The following is a 17734-nucleotide window of genomic DNA, read 5'->3' on the forward strand; positions in this document are numbered from 1 at the left end:
AAAGGAATGTGTTTATGTCAGTATTTTTTATATTACTGGTTGTGGTGATCGTGGTATTTGCGATTAAAGATATCCGCCTTAACTTAATTACCCGACCTACTTTTAAAATGTTTAAAAAAGTATTACCGCCATTATCGCAAACAGAGCGAGAAGCCATGGAAGCGGGCGATGTTTGGTGGGATGGCGAGCTATTTAGTGGTGATCCTGATTGGCAAAAATTACACAACTATCCGCGTCCACAGTTAAGTGAAAAAGAAACTGCATTTATAGATAATCAAGTTGAAACTTTATTAGCTATGCTTGATGACTATAAAATAGTACAAAAAGATAAAGACTTACCCAAAGAGGTTTGGGACTTTTTAAAAACCGAAGGGTTTTTTGCAATGATCATCCCAGAAAAATTTGGGGGCCTTGAATTCTCTGCTATTGCTAATTCCACCATAGTGTCAAAAATTGCGACTAAAAGCTTAACAGCCGCCGTGACGGTCATGGTACCCAATAGCTTAGGTCCTGGTGAGTTATTACTGCACTACGGAACAACTGAGCAACAAGAGCGCTGGCTACCTAGCCTTGCAAAAGGCGACGATGTGCCTTGTTTTGCATTAACGGGCCCTGAGGCTGGCTCAGATGCTGGCAGTATTCCTGATTCTGGTGTGGTGTGCAAAGGCGAGCATGATGGTAAGGAAGTGTTGGGGCTGCGTTTAAATTGGTCAAAACGCTATATCACACTTGCGCCAGTTGCGACTGTGTTAGGGCTTGCATTTAAAATGTACGATCCAGATGGGTTGTTAGGCGATGAAAAAGAGCTTGGCATTACGTGTGCACTCATTCCAACCGATCACCCAGGTGTTAAAACCGGCGAGCGGCATTACCCCCTAAATATGGCGTTTATGAATGGCACAACGTATGGTGAAGATGTATTTATTCCGCTTGATTGGATTATAGGTGGTCAGCAAGGGGCAGGACGAGGTTGGCGCATGCTAGTTGAATGTTTAAGTGCAGGGCGTGGTATTTCGTTACCGGCACTAAGCACTGCAACAGGGCATTTAGCGGCTAAAATGACTTCGGCTTACTCTGTTGTTCGACAACAGTTTGGTGTGTCAATTGGTCAATTTGAAGGGGTTCAAGAAGGGTTAGCACGTATTGGTGGCCTAACTTATGCGCTGGAGTCGTGCAGGTTAATGACAGCTGGTGCTATTGATTTAAAACTAAGTCCATCAGTAGTAACAGCTATTGCAAAATACCATATGACCGAAATGGGTCGAACAGTAATGAATGATGCGATGGACATTCATGCAGGTAAAGGGATTCAGGTTGGGCCTAATAACTATTTAGCACATGGCTATATGGGTATTCCGGTTTCGATTACGGTTGAGGGCGCTAATATTTTAACTCGTAATTTAATGATATTTGGCCAAGGCGCTACTCGTTGTCATCCGTTTGTATTAAAAGAAATGGAAGCGGCTTCAATGGAAGATGATGACGCGGCATTAGAGCAATTTGATGGTCTATTGATGAACCACATAGTGTTTGCTATTGGCAATGCAAGCATGGCTTTAGTGCATGGTTTAACTCGCAGCCACTTTGCCAAAGCACCTGTGTGCGGAGAAACCGCGGCCTACTATAAACAATTAGGGAGAATGAGCCGAGGACTTGCGTTTACAACAGATGTTGCAATGTTGATGTTAGGTGGTGAACTTAAACGCAAAGAAATGATATCGGCACGTTTAGGCGATGTATTAAGTCATTTGTATATTGCTTCTACCGTGTTAAAACGTTTTGAAGATGAAGGGCGTCAACAAGCTGATTTACCTTTTGTTAAGTATGCAATAGAGACGTCATTATATGAAATAGGTCAAGCATTTGACGGCTTCTTTAAAAATTTCTCTAACCCGGTGGTTAACTTTGCTCTTAAAGGCATTGTGTTTCCGTTAGGCAATCATTATCACAAACCAAGTGATGCAACTTCACAACGTATTTGTGAGCATATGACGCAACCAGGCGTGTTTAGAAATAGACTTACACATTTGTGTTACGTCGATGAGAATGCAGGCACAGGGGTGATGGAAAATGCTTTTTTAGCGATGCACGATATGCAAAATCAATTTAAACAGTTAAAACAGTGGCAACGAAAAGGTAAGGTACCTGCATCTTTTGATATTGGACAAGCTATTGATTACGCTCTTGAGCATGAGTTAGTTACTAAGTTAGATGCTGAAGCTATGCATTATGCTAACAAATTACGAATGCAGGCTATTGCGGTAGATAACTTTAAACCTGAAGAGATCTAACATTCTACTCAAGCACTAAAAAAGCCTTAAACTTATAATTTAAGGCTTTTTAGTGTATTTATATATTTATGAGATTAAACGCTGATCAGCGCCCGTAAGGATCGGCGATGATTTTATCTACGTACCATTTACCTTTTATTTTTAGCATTTCGATACTGCGAAAGTCATCAATTTTTTTTCCATTAAAATAACCAGTAAATACAATATTTATTTTAGCCTGATTGCCGTATTGTTCTCGAAGGCTTGAATTTGACATATCAATTTCAATCACTACTTCATCGTACTGTAAATTAATAAGACTACGGGCAAATTGTTTTGCTGTGCCGTATGACTTCATTATACGAGCTAGTTTAGGTGTTGCAAAATTACTGGCTTTTTGCAAATTATGCTGATTATAAAGTGCATCAAAATACACCGTGGCGGTATCGCCTGGACGATCGTTGTCGATGTACTGTTCTTTAGGTTTAGTATTTTCATTACAGCCGACGATCAAAATACTAAAAATGAGCACAAAAGAAGTTAAAATTGTTTTCATATTTGGTCAGGTTGATTACTCATACATAAAGTGTGTGATGGAATGGAGAAGATGTAAAGAGGATAGCACCGAATAGTTGCCAACTTATTAAAAAAGCAATAAAAAAGGATGTTAAAAAACATCCTTTTTTAATAAGGTCGTTCGATTACTGAACAAGCTCTTGCTCAGAAAACTCTTCATCAAACATTGGGCTTGATAAGTAGCGTTCTGTAGCGCTTGGTAAAATAACCACAATATTTTTATCTGCGTTTTCAGGACGTTCAGCAATTCGTTTTGCTGCAACCACAGCTGCACCCGAAGAAATACCGACTAAGATCCCTTCTTTTTTCATTAGCTCATGACACATTGCGATACATTCTTCATTAGACACTTGCTCTACGCCATCAATAATTGATAAGTCTAGATTCCCAGGAATAAAGCCCGCGCCAATGCCTTGTATCTTATGTGGCCCTGGTTTTACTTCTTCACCAGCAAGTGTTTGGCTAATAACTGGCGAATGGCTTGGCTCTACAGCTATTGATTTTACATTTAAGCCTTGTTCTTTTTTAAGATAACGACTTACGCCTGTAATCGTACCGCCAGTACCAACACCTGCAACAAAGAAATCGATTTCGCCATCGAGTGCATTAAAGATTTCCGGACCCGTTGTTTCAAAGTGAATTTTTGGGTTTGCTGGGTTTTCGAACTGTTGTAGCAAAATAAACTTATCTGGGTCTGCTGATTGAATTTCTTTGGCTTTAGCAATAGCGCCATTCATACCCTTAGCGCCATCTGTGAGTACTAGATTAGCACCCAGTGCCTTTAATAGTTTACGACGTTCTAAGCTCATGGTGTTTGGCATTGTAAGCGTTAGTTTGTAGCCGCGAGAAGCAGCAACAAATGCCAATGCAATACCGGTATTACCTGATGTTGGTTCTATAAGCTCTTTATCTTTGGTAAGTTGACCTGATTTTTCAGCTTCCCAAATCATTGATGCACCAATACGGCATTTGATACTAAAGCTAGGATTACGTGATTCAACTTTAGCGTATACATTCCCACCTGTAACACGGTTAAGTTTTACCAACGGTGTGTTACCGATGCTTAGTGAGTTATCTTCAAAAATAGTAGACATAATGTTCCTTTAGGTACAATCTGATCAACACGTTAACAGCTGCTCTGTTAACTTTATAAGCCTACTTTACTGTGAGATAAAAAAAGTTAAAGTAAGCTTTGGCTATAACATATATTAATTACGCTTATAACGGATTGAACTAAAAACTCAATCTGTTAATTTTTTAGTTATTAAAACGGCGAGCTTGAAGCCATTTGTTCGTTTTTAACTTTGCACTTTATCCTTTGTTTATGTAGCCGTTATTTAAACAAATCAATACTACTCACTGATATTTTGTTGGTTAATTGTGCAAATGAACTGCGGTTGAACAGTTTATTGACACAAACTATTCAAAACATGGTAAAAACACACTATCTAAATTCAATAAAGTAATCACCATGAAGTTAATCTTAAAATTAATTGCCGGTATTGTGGCCGGTATTTTAGTCGGGCTCTACATTCCCCTAACTGGCGTTGAGCTTTTATACACAATAAAAGAGCTTATTGGCCAGCTTATTAGTTTTACAATCCCACTGATTATTTTATTTTTTATTGCCTCAGGGATTGCCGGGCTTCCAAAAGGCTCAGGGCACCTGCTGGGGAAAACGGTGGGTTTTGCGTATGGCTCAACAATTATAGCTGGTACTTTAGCGTTTTTATTAGTGACAGCGGTTATTCCGTTTTTAAGCGGCGGGATTTCATTTGAAGCTGAAGCCGTGACCGAAGTAGGTAGCTTCATTGACTTAGAAATTCCACCGTTAATGGGTGTAATGACTGCTTTAGTCACAGCCTTTGTATTTGGTATTGGTATGAGCCAGCTTGGCTTAGACACATTAAAAACTGTGTCAGATCAGGGGCGCGATATTATTGATGGTTTACTTTCAAAAGTAATTATTCCGGCATTACCGTTTTACATTGCGGGTGTATTTGCTGAAATGACCGTAGCAGGCACCGTTGTTGATACATTACAAGCATTTGGTGTAGTACTTATTGCTGCATTAGTGATGCATTGGTTATGGTTGAGTGTTTTATACATTACCTCAGGCCTATTACTTAAGCGTAATCCTATTGAGCTAATTAAAAATATGTTACCTGCGTACTTTACTGCATTAGGAACCATGTCGAGTGCGGCAACCATTCCAGTATCTTTGCAATCAAGTAAAGCAAATAACGTTAAAGAGGATGTAGCTAACTTTACCGTGCCATTATGCGCCACTATTCATCTATCAGGTTCAACAATTACAATAGTTACCTGTGCTATGGCTGTGATGTTTTTATCGCCTAGCATGGAAGTACCTTCATTAATGGCTATGTTGCCATTCATTATGATGTTAGGTGTAGTGATGATTGCAGCGCCAGGTGCACCAGGTGGTGCAGTAATGTCGGCGTTAGGTTTATTAACTAGCATGCTTGGTTTCAACGAAGGTGCGGTGGCACTAATGATTGCACTTTACCTAGCGCAAGATAGCTTCGGCACTGCGTGTAATGTAACTGGCGATGGTATTATTGCTTTATGGGTAGACCGTTTTAGTGAAAAAGCGTCAGCATAAATCATTGGGGCGTATTTACCTGCTATAGGTAAATACGCTTTTAATCATATCGGTCATGAAGACCGATGGCGAAAGCATAATATTAGTTATGGTTTCGTCGTATCTATGCTAATGTTGAATATTAAATTTGTTAACTTGCATCTTATTAGGCTAGTGAGGGTGTTCCATTGATTAACGTACTTTTAGTTGATGACCATGAACTTGTGCGCACAGGGATCAGACGTATTCTTGATGATATACGTGGTTTTAAAGTAATAGGTGAAGCTAAAACAGGCGAAGAGGCTGTGCAGTTTTGTCGTCAGCATGCGCCAAATATAGTGTTAATGGATATGAACATGCCTGGTATGGGTGGGCTTGAGGCAACTAAAAAGATTTGCCGTTACTGCCCTGATGTAAAAATTATTGTACTTACTGTTAATTGCGAAGACCCATTTCCAAGTAAGGTCATGCAAATTGGTGCTCATGGCTTTTTAACCAAAGGTGCTGGATCTGATGAAATGGTTCGCGCTATACGCTGTGTGCATGCAGGACAACGCTATATTGCTCCAGAAATAGCGCAACAGATTGCACTTGCGCAGGTAACCGGGCGTACCGATGAAAACCCATTTCAAAGCCTATCCGAGCGTGAACTACAAATTATGCTGATGATCACCAAAGGTGAAAAAGCACAGGATATTGCTGATCGCTTAAATTTAAGTTCTAAAACAGTAAACAGTTATCGCTATCGCATGTTTGAAAAGCTTAACGTAGGAGGCGATGTAGAGCTTACTCATTTAGCCATACGCTACAAAATGATTGATATAGATATCTCCTACTAGTCGGTATATATGTCTGAATTTGATCATGTCCAGTTTTTAAAAACATTATCGAGTGAGCCTGGCGTTTATCGCATGCTCGATAATGACAACCAAGTTATCTATGTCGGTAAAGCTAAAAGTTTAAAAAAGCGGGTAAGTAGTTACTTTCGTAGTAATATAACCGATAGTAAAACCCGTGTTTTAGTAAGTAATATTTGTAATATTGAAGTCACGCTTACTAATACAGAGACAGAAGCTTTACTGCTCGAAAACAACCTCATTAAAAAATATCAGCCACGTTATAATATTCTGTTACGTGATGATAAGTCGTACCCTTATATACTGCTCACTAATCATAAGCATCCTCGCTTAGCCTTTCATCGTGGTAGCAGAAAGGTAAAAGGTGAATATTTTGGTCCGTTTCCAAGCGCGGGGGCGGTTTCAGAAAGCTTACGCTTAATGCAAAAAATATTTCCGGTACGTCAATGCGAAGATGCCTACTACCGTGCCCGTAGTCGCCCTTGCTTACAGTATCAATTAAAACGCTGCTCTGCGCCGTGTGTAAATAAAGTCTCTGAAGATGAATACGCGCAGCAAGTTGATTATGTCCGCAAGTTTTTAACTGGTAAATCTCATGAAGTAATAGCCGATCTCATTGCTAAAATGGAAAAAGCCAGTGAGCAGCTTAATTTTGAACTTGCAGCTAAAGTTCGCGACCAAATTATGTTGCTGCGTAAAATGCAGGAGCAGCAATCTATCTCCGGCAATTTTGCGGAAATGGATGTGGTCGGCTTTGCCCATTTAAACGGTTTAAATGGGATTCATCTATTAATGATTCGCGATCATAAAGTGCTGGGTAGTAAAACTTATTTTCCAAAGGTGCCTAAAGACTCACAAGAGCAAGAAATTTTAACCTCTTTCTTAGGCCAGTATTATTTAGCTCCAGGTGCGACAGGGCGCATTGCTAAAGAAATCATTTTACCATTTGAAATAGAAGAAAGTGATGCACTAGGTGAAGCCTTGACCCAAATTAGTGAACGTAAAGTATCGCTTAAAGTGGTTACCCGTGGTGAGCGAGCACAGTACTTACAGTTAGCGAATAAAAATGCATTAAATAGTATTACGGTTAAGCAAAGCACTCAAGACTCGATAAATAAGCGTTATGCGCAATTAAAGGCTACTTTGCGTCTTGATGATATTAATCGCATGGAATGTTTTGATATCAGTCACACCATGGGTGAAAACACAGTGGCCAGTTGTGTTGTATTTGATTCTCAAGGCCCTAACAATAAAGAGTATCGTCGTTATAACGTGACCGGTATTACCGGTGGTGATGATTACGCCGCTATGGAATTTGCACTAAACAAACGTTACAACAAGTTGGTTGATGAGGAGAAAATTCCCGATGTTATTTTTATCGATGGTGGTAAAGGTCAATTAGGTAGAGCAGAGCAATATTTCGAAAACTGGCCGCATTCAAAAATGCCGCTATTAGTCGGTGTTGCAAAAGGCACTAGCCGTAAGCCGGGTCTTGAAACCTTGCTTATAGATGGCGGGCGTAAAACAATTCCTATGGATTCTGATGCACCAGCGCTTCATTTGATCCAGCATATACGCGATGAATCCCATCGTTTTGCAATTGCAGGGCACCGTAATAAGCGGCAAAAACAACGCACTCAGTCATTATTAGAGGAAATAGATGGCGTAGGTTCAAAGCGTCGACAAACATTATTAAAATATTTAGGGGGCATGCAAGGTGTAAAAGCTGCTAATATAGAACAGCTAAAGAAAGTTCCTGGGATCAGTCCTGACATGGCTGAGAAGATATTTAACCATTTGCATGACAAGGGCTAGCCCTATGTGCGAATATAGAAAAAAAGACATATCCAAGTAGTTATGTGGAATATTCCAAACACACTCACAACGTTTAGACTCTTTCTTATCCCCATTTTTTTGGTGATATTTTATATGCCTTATTCATGGGCGTTCTTTGTTGCTGCCTTTATTTTTTGGCTGGCTTCGATCACAGATATACTTGATGGCTATTTAGCCCGTAAACTTGAGCAATCAACGCCTTTTGGTGCATTTTTAGACCCGGTTGCTGATAAAGTAATGGTGTGTGCTGCCTTGGTTGCATTATCTGAGCATTACCAATCTTTGTATATGACCATTCCCGCGCTTATTATTATTAGCCGTGAAATTGTTATATCGGCGCTACGCGAATGGATGGCTGAACAGGGGAAACGCGGTAACGTAGCTGTATCCGATATGGGTAAGTTAAAAACCGCAGCTCAAATGTTAGCCATTATCGGTTTAATTTGGCAGTACGATAGCTGGATGATGTATTTAAGTTATGGCTTGCTTTATATAGCCACATTTTTAACGCTTAGTTCTATGGTGCAATATTTAGTTGCAGCATGGGGAGAATTGACCAAAAATTGATTGTAAACGTCTAATAACGCACCATTTTAGATAAAAAATAATCAAACAGTTCAAAAGTAGCATTTTTTGTGTTGACGCGTTTAATAATCTCTGTAGAATGCGTCCGTGTTGAGAGGGCATAGCCCCCTAGATAAACATAAAGCGGCACTAGCTCAGTTGGTAGAGCGCGACCTTGCCAAGGTCGAGGTCACGAGTTCGAGCCTCGTGTGCCGCTCCAGTTTATCTTAAAGCTAACCTAGTATTGAGGCGGAATGGCAGAGTGGCCATGCACCGGATTGCAAATCCGTTTACCCCGGTTCGACTCCGGGTTCCGCCTCCAATCAACACTCCACACGCTTTAATTAGCAAACTCGATGCCCGAGTGGTGGAATTGGTAGACACAAGGGATTTAAAATCCCTCGACTAACAAGTCGTGCCGGTTCAAGTCCGGCCTCGGGCACCACTTTGTGGTTTGGTTATATACACCAATATGTAACTTATAAAAATTATTTAGAATTAATATGATGCGGCACTAGCTCAGTTGGTAGAGCGCGACCTTGCCAAGGTCGAGGTCACGAGTTCGAGCCTCGTGTGCCGCTCCATATTAGTTTTATCCACTTGCTTTAAATAGCAAACTCGATGCCCGAGTGGTGGAATTGGTAGACACAAGGGATTTAAAATCCCTCGACTAACAAGTCGTGCCGGTTCAAGTCCGGCCTCGGGCACCACTTTGTGGTTTGGTTGCATACACCAATATGTAACTTATAAAAAATATTTAGAATTAATATGATGCGGCACTAGCTCAGTTGGTAGAGCGCGACCTTGCCAAGGTCGAGGTCACGAGTTCGAGCCTCGTGTGCCGCTCCAAATTATTTGATATGTTTAGGCGGAATGGCAGAGTGGCCATGCACCGGATTGCAAATCCGTTTACCCCGGTTCGACTCCGGGTTCCGCCTCCAAATAATTACTCCACACGCTTTAATTAGCAAACTCGATGCCCGAGTGGTGGAATTGGTAGACACAAGGGATTTAAAATCCCTCGACTAACAAGTCGTGCCGGTTCAAGTCCGGCCTCGGGCACCACTTTATACTTTCCTTGTTTATTCTAGTTTAACTATTCTTCGATTAAACCATTAATTATAAAATCGCATTATGAAACTAGTATCTTATTCCTTACACTAAATTATTTCGTTTGTTTGAGATCTTTAAGTCTCACATTTTTCAAAAGCTTATCCCATGAATATATTACCACTGATCATTTTTATAGCTCAAACCTGACGCTAGCTACGGAAAAAACCTCTCATTTAGAACAAAATACTAAATTTAAGTTTTGCTATCGATAAGATTTTCATGCCTCACAATAGAGTACTAATATTAAGCTATTTATATAAAAGCAGTGGTACAAGGATCTTAAATGGAAGTGGTGGCTGTGCTTCGTTTGATACATAAGCGAAAGTCGGCATAAGCTTATTTCTATTAACACCATTACAATGCCACAAAATGTATTAAGAGCGTTGATGTAAACTGTTTAACTAATCGCTTATAAGGGATATGAGAAGCTTGATGATGCTAATGTGTTTGATTGGGTCTCACTAGGTGGGTACTACTATTAGTAATATAATACCAATCCGCAATAATACATAATCATTTTACGGGGCTAAACCAGACGCTAGTTGAGTTAAAAATTTCTCATATAGAACAACTAAACATCGAAATTCTTGCTTTGCCATTAACAGGTTTATCTAGCTCAATATAGGTTACTTAATTAAGTGAATTGGTACTAGACAATAAAAAAACCCGAAATGGCCATTGCCGTTTCGGGTTTTAACTTAAATCTCTTTAAAGTTATTTGTGCCAAATACCTTTCGGAATAGTTTTATTAAGCTTGTTGTTTTTACTTGGATCAAACGTCGGTAACTTTCCAGCACGTCGTTGAGCGTTGTAATCTTTGGCAAGCCATACCACAACTCCTGAGAGCATAAATAGCGCGATTACGTTTACAATCGCCATTAGGCCCATAGACACATCAGCTAGAGTCCACACTAATGGTAATTCACCAAGGGCACCAAACATCACCATACCTAACACTAATAATCTGAAGATCAGCATGCCAGATGCGTGGTTATGCTCTAAAAACAATAAGTTCGTTTCTGCATAAGAGTAGTTAGCTACAATTGATGTAAAAGCAAAAAACAAAATAGCGACGGCAACAAATATTGCGCCCCAGCTACCAACATGCTCCTCAAGCGCTGCTTGTGTAAGTGCTATACCCGTTACATCAGAGCCTGGTACTAACTGTTCTGATAATAAAATAAGCGCGGCAGTGGCAGTACAAATTATAATGGTATCTACAAATACACCTAGCATTTGTACATAACCTTGTGATGCAGGGTGAGGTGGGTTAGGAGTTGCAGTTGCTGCAGCGTTAGCTGCGCTACCCATACCCGCTTCGTTTGAGAATAACCCGCGCTTGATCCCTTGGATCATTGCTTGCATTACACCATAACCAATTGCACCAGCGCCAGCTTGTTCAAGACCAAAGGCACTTCTAATTACATGCATAAACACATCAGGCAACTCAGTGTAATTTACAGCACATATATACAGTGCAACAATTAAGTAGGCAGCGGCCATAAATGGCACTGCTAATTCAGCAAATCGTGAAATTGTTTTTAGACCACCAAATATTATGATGCCTGAACCAATAACAAGTGCAATACCTACTATATAGTTAGGAATACCAAAGGCGACTTCAAAAGCTGCAGCGATAGAGTTTGACTGTACCGCATTAAAAACTAAACCAAAGGCTAAAATTAAACATAGTGAGAACACGATGCCCATCCAGCGCTTGCCAAGTCCGTACTCCATATAATAAGCAGGGCCACCACGGAAGTTGCCTTCTTCATCGCGTATTTTGTAAGCTTGAGCCAATGTGCTTTCTGCAAAACTAGTGGCCATACCGATCAAAGCAATTAACCACATCCAAAAAATAGCACCAGCACCACCTAAATAAAGTGCGACTGCAACACCTGCCATATTACCGGTACCAACACGGGCGGCTAAAGAAGTACAGAAAGCTTGAAAAGAGGAAATACCGCCATCTGACCCTTGGCGACTTTGAAACATGACTTTAATCATGTGTGGGAATTGCACAAATTGGATGAAGCCAAGACGTATGGTAAAAAATAGCCCAGCGGCTATTAATAAGTACACTAAAATATGACCCCATAAGAGACCACTTATACTATTTATTATATCTGTCATGTGTGTTGCCTAGTGAACGAGTTGTAAATATGCGCCGCAACTTACCACAAGCAAGGTAAATAGTTTAGTAAACAGCGCAAAAAAATGAGTTATCCACAGGGTTTTGTGGGTATCTTGTGTGTCTGGGTGGGGTATCTTTGGGGTAAAAATTAAATGCAAAAAAGCGTTTAAAAACGCTTGCGTTAAAATTGATTCGCCCTATAATGCGACCCCACTGAGACGGCAGAGCAGGCAACGCTTAGCGAGGCAAGCAAGTCAATTAGTAAGTCGAGTAAAACTTGAGTTTAGATTTTTAAAAAGTTTAAAATTAAGTGTTGACAAAAAAATAGGAAAGCGTAATATGCGCAGCCCTAGCGAGATAAAGTTTAACGCTTTAATCGCAACGTTCTTTAACAATATAAAGCAATCATCTGTGTGGGCACTCGTACAGATTGAGTTCTAACAGCCAAGCTTGGTTTACTAAGTGAGGCAAACAAATTTAGAGTCTCAATTGAAACTGAGTGACCAACAGCAATAACTACTTAGGTAGGAATTGCAGCACAGTCAATTCAATATCGAAAGATATTAAATAAATTCAGAATTCATTGAGCTGTCGAAAGACAAAAAACTTTTTAATTGAAGAGTTTGATCATGGCTCAGATTGAACGCTGGCGGCAGGCCTAACACATGCAAGTCGAGCGGTAACAGAAAGTAGCTTGCTACTTTGCTGACGAGCGGCGGACGGGTGAGTAATGCTTGGGAACATGCCTTGAGGTGGGGGACAACAGTTGGAAACGACTGCTAATACCGCATAATGTCTACGGACCAAAGGGGGCTTCGGCTCTCGCCTTTAGATTGGCCCAAGTGGGATTAGCTAGTTGGTGAGGTAATGGCTCACCAAGGCGACGATCCCTAGCTGGTTTGAGAGGATGATCAGCCACACTGGGACTGAGACACGGCCCAGACTCCTACGGGAGGCAGCAGTGGGGAATATTGCACAATGGGCGCAAGCCTGATGCAGCCATGCCGCGTGTGTGAAGAAGGCCTTCGGGTTGTAAAGCACTTTCAGTCAGGAGGAAAGGTTAGTAGTTAATACCTGCTAGCTGTGACGTTACTGACAGAAGAAGCACCGGCTAACTCCGTGCCAGCAGCCGCGGTAATACGGAGGGTGCGAGCGTTAATCGGAATTACTGGGCGTAAAGCGTACGCAGGCGGTTTGTTAAGCGAGATGTGAAAGCCCCGGGCTCAACCTGGGAACTGCATTTCGAACTGGCAAACTAGAGTGTGATAGAGGGTGGTAGAATTTCAGGTGTAGCGGTGAAATGCGTAGAGATCTGAAGGAATACCGATGGCGAAGGCAGCCACCTGGGTCAACACTGACGCTCATGTACGAAAGCGTGGGGAGCAAACAGGATTAGATACCCTGGTAGTCCACGCCGTAAACGATGTCTACTAGAAGCTCGGAACCTCGATTCTGTTTTTCAAAGCTAACGCATTAAGTAGACCGCCTGGGGAGTACGGCCGCAAGGTTAAAACTCAAATGAATTGACGGGGGCCCGCACAAGCGGTGGAGCATGTGGTTTAATTCGATGCAACGCGAAGAACCTTACCTACACTTGACATACAGAGAACTTACCAGAGATGGTTTGGTGCCTTCGGGAACTCTGATACAGGTGCTGCATGGCTGTCGTCAGCTCGTGTTGTGAGATGTTGGGTTAAGTCCCGCAACGAGCGCAACCCCTATCCTTAGTTGCTAGCAGGTAATGCTGAGAACTCTAAGGAGACTGCCGGTGATAAACCGGAGGAAGGTGGGGACGACGTCAAGTCATCATGGCCCTTACGTGTAGGGCTACACACGTGCTACAATGGCGCATACAGAGTGCTGCGAACCTGCGAAGGTAAGCGAATCACTTAAAGTGCGTCGTAGTCCGGATTGGAGTCTGCAACTCGACTCCATGAAGTCGGAATCGCTAGTAATCGCGTATCAGAATGACGCGGTGAATACGTTCCCGGGCCTTGTACACACCGCCCGTCACACCATGGGAGTGGGTTGCTCCAGAAGTAGATAGTCTAACCCTCGGGAGGACGTTTACCACGGAGTGATTCATGACTGGGGTGAAGTCGTAACAAGGTAGCCCTAGGGGAACCTGGGGCTGGATCACCTCCTTATACGATTTAGAACTTATTTGTTCGTAGTGTCCACACAGATGATTGTTAGTTAGTTTTACCCTCTGGGTTAACTAATTAATATGCTCTTTAAAAATTTGGAAAAGCTGATAATAAAATTCGTATGAATACATTGTATTTGTACAGAGTTTTCAAAAGTAAAAAAAGAATGATAGCAGTATCATTCAGTGCCAATTTAATCCTCGGATTAATTGGTATCTACTTTAGTATTCAATATTAACTTCTGGCGAAGTTAAACTGTCACGAAACAAAGACCCGTTTGGGTTGTATGGTTAAGTGACTAAGCGTACACGGTGGATGCCTTGGCAGTTGGAGGCGATGAAGGACGTATTAACTTGCGATAAGCCTAGTCAAGCTAGTAAAAAGCACTTGAGACTAGGATTTCCGAATGGGGAAACCCACCTGCTTGCAGGTATCGTTAACTGAATACATAGGTTAACGAGGCGAACGCGGAGAACTGAAACATCTAAGTACCCGTAGGAAAAGAAATCAACCGAGATTCCGATAGTAGCGGCGAGCGAAATCGGAACAGCCCTTAAGCTTATTATGTGTTAATGGAAGGCTCTGGAAAGTGCCACGATACAGGGTGATAGTCCCGTACATGAAAACGCATTTTAAGTGAAATCGAGTAGGTCGGAGCACGTGAAACTTTGACTGAATATAGGTGGACCATCATCTAAGGCTAAATACTCCCAACTGACCGATAGTGAACCAGTACCGTGAGGGAAAGGCGAAAAGAACCCCTGTGAGGGGAGTGAAATAGAACCTGAAACCGTGTACGTACAAGCAGTAGGAGCTCCTCGAGGGTGACTGCGTACCTTTTGTATAATGGGTCAGCGACTTATATTTTGTAGCGAGGTTAACCGATTAGGGTAGCCGTAGGGAAACCGAGTCTTAACTGGGCGAATAGTTGCAAGGTATAGACCCGAAACCCGGTGATCTAGCCATGGGCAGGTTGAAGATTGAGTAACATCAATTGGAGGACCGAACCCACTAACGTTGAAAAGTTAGGGGATGACCTGTGGTTAGGAGTGAAAGGCTAATCAAACCGGGAGATAGCTGGTTCTCCCCGAAATCTATTTAGGTAGAGCCTCGGACGAATACTTACGGGGGTAGAGCACTGTTAAGGCTAGGGGGTCATCCCGACTTACCAACCCTTTGCAAACTCCGAATACCGTAAAGTAATATCCGGGAGACACACGGCGGGTGCTAACGTCCGTCGTGAAGAGGGAAACAACCCAGACCGCCAGCTAAGGTCCCAAAGTCATAGTTAAGTGGGAAACGATGTGGAAAGGCCCAGACAGCCAGGAGGTTGGCTTAGAAGCAGCCATCCTTTAAAGAAAGCGTAATAGCTCACTGGTCGAGTCGGTCTGCGCGGAAGATGTAACGGGGCTAAACTATGCACCGAAGCTGCGGATTCAGAATTTATTCTGAGTGGTAGGGGAGCGTTCTGTAAGCGGTTGAAGGTGTACCGGGAGGTATGCTGGACGTATCAGAAGTGCGAATGCTGACATGAGTAACGATAATGCGGGTGAAAAACCCGCACGCCGGAAGACCAAGGGTTCCTATCCCATGTTAATCAGGGTAGGGTAAGTCGACCCCTAAGGCGAGGCCGAAAGGCGTAGTCGATGGGAAACGGATTAATATTTCCGTACTTGGTATAATTGCGATGGGGGGACGGAGCAGGCTAAGCAAGCATGGCGATGGTAGTCCATGTGAAAGTGTGTAGGCTAGTGACTTAGGTAAATCCGGGTTGCTGTTAGGCTGAGACACGAGACGAGTCACCACGGTGATGAAGTTGCTGATGCCATACTTCCAGGAAAAGCCTCTAAGCTTCAGATTATACCGAATCGTACCCCAAACCGACACAGGTGGTCAGGTAGAGAATACTAAGGCGCTTGAGAGAACTCGGGTGAAGGAACTAGGCAAAATCGTACCGTAACTTCGGGAGAAGGTACGCTCCGATTGGTGATGAGACTTGCTCTCTAAGCTGATTGGAGCCGCAGTGACCAGGTGGCTGGGACTGTTTATTAAAAACACAGCACTGTGCAAAATCGCAAGATGACGTATACGGTGTGACACCTGCCCGGTGCCGGAAGGTTAATTGATGGGGTTATCTTCGGAGAAGCTCTTGATCGAAGCCCCGGTAAACGGCGGCCGTAACTATAACGGTCCTAAGGTAGCGAAATTCCTTGTCGGGTAAGTTCCGACCTGCACGAATGGTGTAACCATGGCCACGCTGTCTCCACCCGAGACTCAGTGAAATTGAAATCGCAGTGAAGATGCTGTGTACCCGCGGCTAGACGGAAAGACCCCGTGAACCTTTACTACAGCTTGGCACTGAACATTGAACCTACATGTGTAGGATAGGTGGGAGACTTTGAAGCAGAGACGCTAGTTTTTGTGGAGTCGTCCTTGAAATACCACCCTTGTAGTTTTGATGTTCTAACGTTGGCCCCTGAATCGGGGTTACGGACAGTGCCTGGTGGGTAGTTTGACTGGGGCGGTCTCCTCCCAAAGAGTAACGGAGGAGCACGAAGGTTGGCTAAGTACGGTCGGACATCGTACGGTTAGTGTAATGGTAGAAGCCAGCTTAACTGCGAGACAGACACGTCGAGCAGGTACGAAAGTAGGTCATAGTGATCCGGTGGTTCTGAATGGAAGGGCCATCGCTCAACGGATAAAAGGTACTCCGGGGATAACAGGCTGATACCGCCCAAGAGTTCATATCGACGGCGGTGTTTGGCACCTCGATGTCGGCTCATCACATCCTGGGGCTGAAGTCGGTCCCAAGGGTATGGCTGTTCGCCATTTAAAGTGGTACGCGAGCTGGGTTTAGAACGTCGTGAGACAGTTCGGTCCCTATCTGCCGTGGGCGTTTGAGAATTGAGAGGGGTTGCTCCTAGTACGAGAGGACCGGAGTGAACGAACCGCTGGTGTTCGGGTTGTCATGCCAATGGCATTGCCCGGTAGCTACGTTCGGAACTGATAAGCGCTGAAAGCATCTAAGCGCGAAGCAGGCCTCGAGATGAGTTCTCACTAGACTTTTAAAGTCTCTGAAGGGCCGTTGAAGACTACAACGTTGATAGGCAAGATGTGGAAGTGGTGTGAGCCATTAAGCTAACTTGTACTAATTACCCGTGAGGCTTAACCATACAACGCCAAACGCGTTTTATGTGATAGTGAAACAAGCGAAGAAGTTAATAGACTAAAGTAGATTACTGAAAACTTTTATTATCAGAAATTCCAAATTTTAGTTAGTGCGTAGCGATACGGACTGACACCAAATTTGCTTGGTGACAATAGCGTTTTGGACCCACCTGACCCCATGCCGAACTCAGTAGTGAAACGAAACAGCGCCGATGATAGTGTAGCATTTGTTATGTGAAAGTAGGTCATTACCAGGCTCCAAATACAAGAAAGCCCGATTCGAAAGAGTCGGGCTTTTTTACGTCTGCAGAAAAGTGAAAATATTAGCCGTCAGCCGTCAGCCGTCAGCTATCAGTTGCACAGCGTCAAACCGACCACCGTATCGTGGGTTTAGTATCTCGACAATATTCTAGGTGATTGCCGTAATTAAGTAGCGCACCGACTCCAATTAGTCGGTATTTACTTTG

8 protein-coding genes, 8 tRNA genes and 3 rRNA genes are annotated in these 17734 nt (G+C 42.8%); 16 read left to right on the forward strand and 3 right to left on the reverse strand.

Going from position 1 to position 17734, the window contains the following annotated elements:
• Positions 1-14 precede the first annotated feature (14 nt).
• Positions 15-2291, forward strand: a complete 2277-nt coding sequence (locus AC0VZ5_RS05650) for an acyl-CoA dehydrogenase (RefSeq protein ID WP_475474539.1) — start codon at positions 15-17, stop codon at positions 2289-2291.
• Between the two features lie 85 nt (positions 2292-2376).
• On the opposite strand, the gene AC0VZ5_RS05655 is transcribed toward AC0VZ5_RS05650, so the two are convergent.
• A complete protein-coding gene (locus AC0VZ5_RS05655; RefSeq protein ID WP_138609303.1) occupies positions 2377-2826 on the reverse strand; it encodes a hypothetical protein in 450 nt (149 codons plus the stop codon).
• Positions 2827-2971: 145 nt separating this feature from the next.
• Complete coding sequence (gene cysK, locus AC0VZ5_RS05660) at positions 2972-3940, reverse strand: cysteine synthase A (protein WP_138609305.1); 969 nt, start codon at positions 3938-3940, stop codon at positions 2972-2974.
• A 377-nt stretch (positions 3941-4317) separates the two neighbouring features.
• Here cysK and AC0VZ5_RS05665 point away from each other — a divergent pair, with 377 nt between their 5' ends.
• The 12 genes from AC0VZ5_RS05665 to AC0VZ5_RS05720 all read left to right on the forward strand — a co-directional run bounded on the left by AC0VZ5_RS05665 (position 4318) and on the right by AC0VZ5_RS05720 (position 9770).
• Positions 4318-5469, forward strand: coding sequence for a dicarboxylate/amino acid:cation symporter (locus tag AC0VZ5_RS05665; RefSeq protein ID WP_178955647.1), 1152 nt, complete (start codon positions 4318-4320; stop codon positions 5467-5469).
• A 167-nt stretch (positions 5470-5636) separates the two neighbouring features.
• On the forward strand, positions 5637-6287 hold the full coding sequence (gene uvrY / locus AC0VZ5_RS05670) for a UvrY/SirA/GacA family response regulator transcription factor (RefSeq protein WP_010391483.1): 651 nt from the start codon (positions 5637-5639) through the stop codon (positions 6285-6287).
• A 9-nt stretch (positions 6288-6296) separates the two neighbouring features.
• Positions 6297-8120: an excinuclease ABC subunit UvrC gene (gene uvrC / locus AC0VZ5_RS05675; RefSeq protein ID WP_055013395.1), complete on the forward strand. Its 1824-nt coding sequence runs from the start codon at positions 6297-6299 to the stop codon at positions 8118-8120.
• Positions 8121-8162: 42 nt separating this feature from the next.
• On the forward strand, positions 8163-8708 hold the full coding sequence (gene pgsA / locus AC0VZ5_RS05680) for a CDP-diacylglycerol--glycerol-3-phosphate 3-phosphatidyltransferase (RefSeq protein WP_036933597.1): 546 nt from the start codon (positions 8163-8165) through the stop codon (positions 8706-8708).
• 141 nt (positions 8709-8849) lie between these two features.
• Positions 8850-8925, forward strand: a tRNA-Gly gene (locus tag AC0VZ5_RS05685).
• A 28-nt stretch (positions 8926-8953) separates the two neighbouring features.
• Positions 8954-9027: transfer RNA gene (locus AC0VZ5_RS05690), tRNA-Cys, on the forward strand.
• A 36-nt stretch (positions 9028-9063) separates the two neighbouring features.
• Positions 9064-9150 (forward strand) — tRNA-Leu (locus tag AC0VZ5_RS05695).
• A gap of 63 nt (positions 9151-9213) precedes the next feature.
• Positions 9214-9289: transfer RNA gene (locus AC0VZ5_RS05700), tRNA-Gly, on the forward strand.
• Between the two features lie 39 nt (positions 9290-9328).
• Positions 9329-9415 (forward strand) — tRNA-Leu (locus AC0VZ5_RS05705).
• 63 nt (positions 9416-9478) lie between these two features.
• Positions 9479-9554 (forward strand) — tRNA-Gly (locus AC0VZ5_RS05710).
• An 18-nt stretch (positions 9555-9572) separates the two neighbouring features.
• Positions 9573-9646 (forward strand) — tRNA-Cys (locus tag AC0VZ5_RS05715).
• A gap of 37 nt (positions 9647-9683) precedes the next feature.
• A tRNA-Leu gene (locus tag AC0VZ5_RS05720) sits at positions 9684-9770 on the forward strand.
• A 762-nt stretch (positions 9771-10532) separates the two neighbouring features.
• Here AC0VZ5_RS05720 and AC0VZ5_RS05725 read toward each other — a convergent pair.
• Positions 10533-11951 (reverse strand): alanine/glycine:cation symporter family protein, encoded by a 1419-nt coding sequence (locus AC0VZ5_RS05725; RefSeq protein WP_010391487.1) that lies wholly within the window; start codon positions 11949-11951, stop codon positions 10533-10535.
• Between the two features lie 612 nt (positions 11952-12563).
• Between AC0VZ5_RS05725 and AC0VZ5_RS05730 the strand changes: the two genes are divergently transcribed.
• From AC0VZ5_RS05730 to rrf, 3 genes are all read left to right on the forward strand, one after another.
• Positions 12564-14099: ribosomal RNA gene (locus tag AC0VZ5_RS05730) — 16S ribosomal RNA — on the forward strand.
• A 288-nt stretch (positions 14100-14387) separates the two neighbouring features.
• A 23S ribosomal RNA gene (locus AC0VZ5_RS05735) occupies positions 14388-17272 on the forward strand.
• 137 nt (positions 17273-17409) lie between these two features.
• Positions 17410-17524 (forward strand): 5S ribosomal RNA (gene rrf, locus AC0VZ5_RS05740).
• Together the 16S, 23S and 5S rRNA genes form the textbook arrangement of a ribosomal RNA operon.
• Positions 17525-17734 lie beyond the last annotated feature (210 nt).

The sequence above is a fragment of the Pseudoalteromonas sp. QJM3NY_12 genome (genome assembly GCF_056173165.1).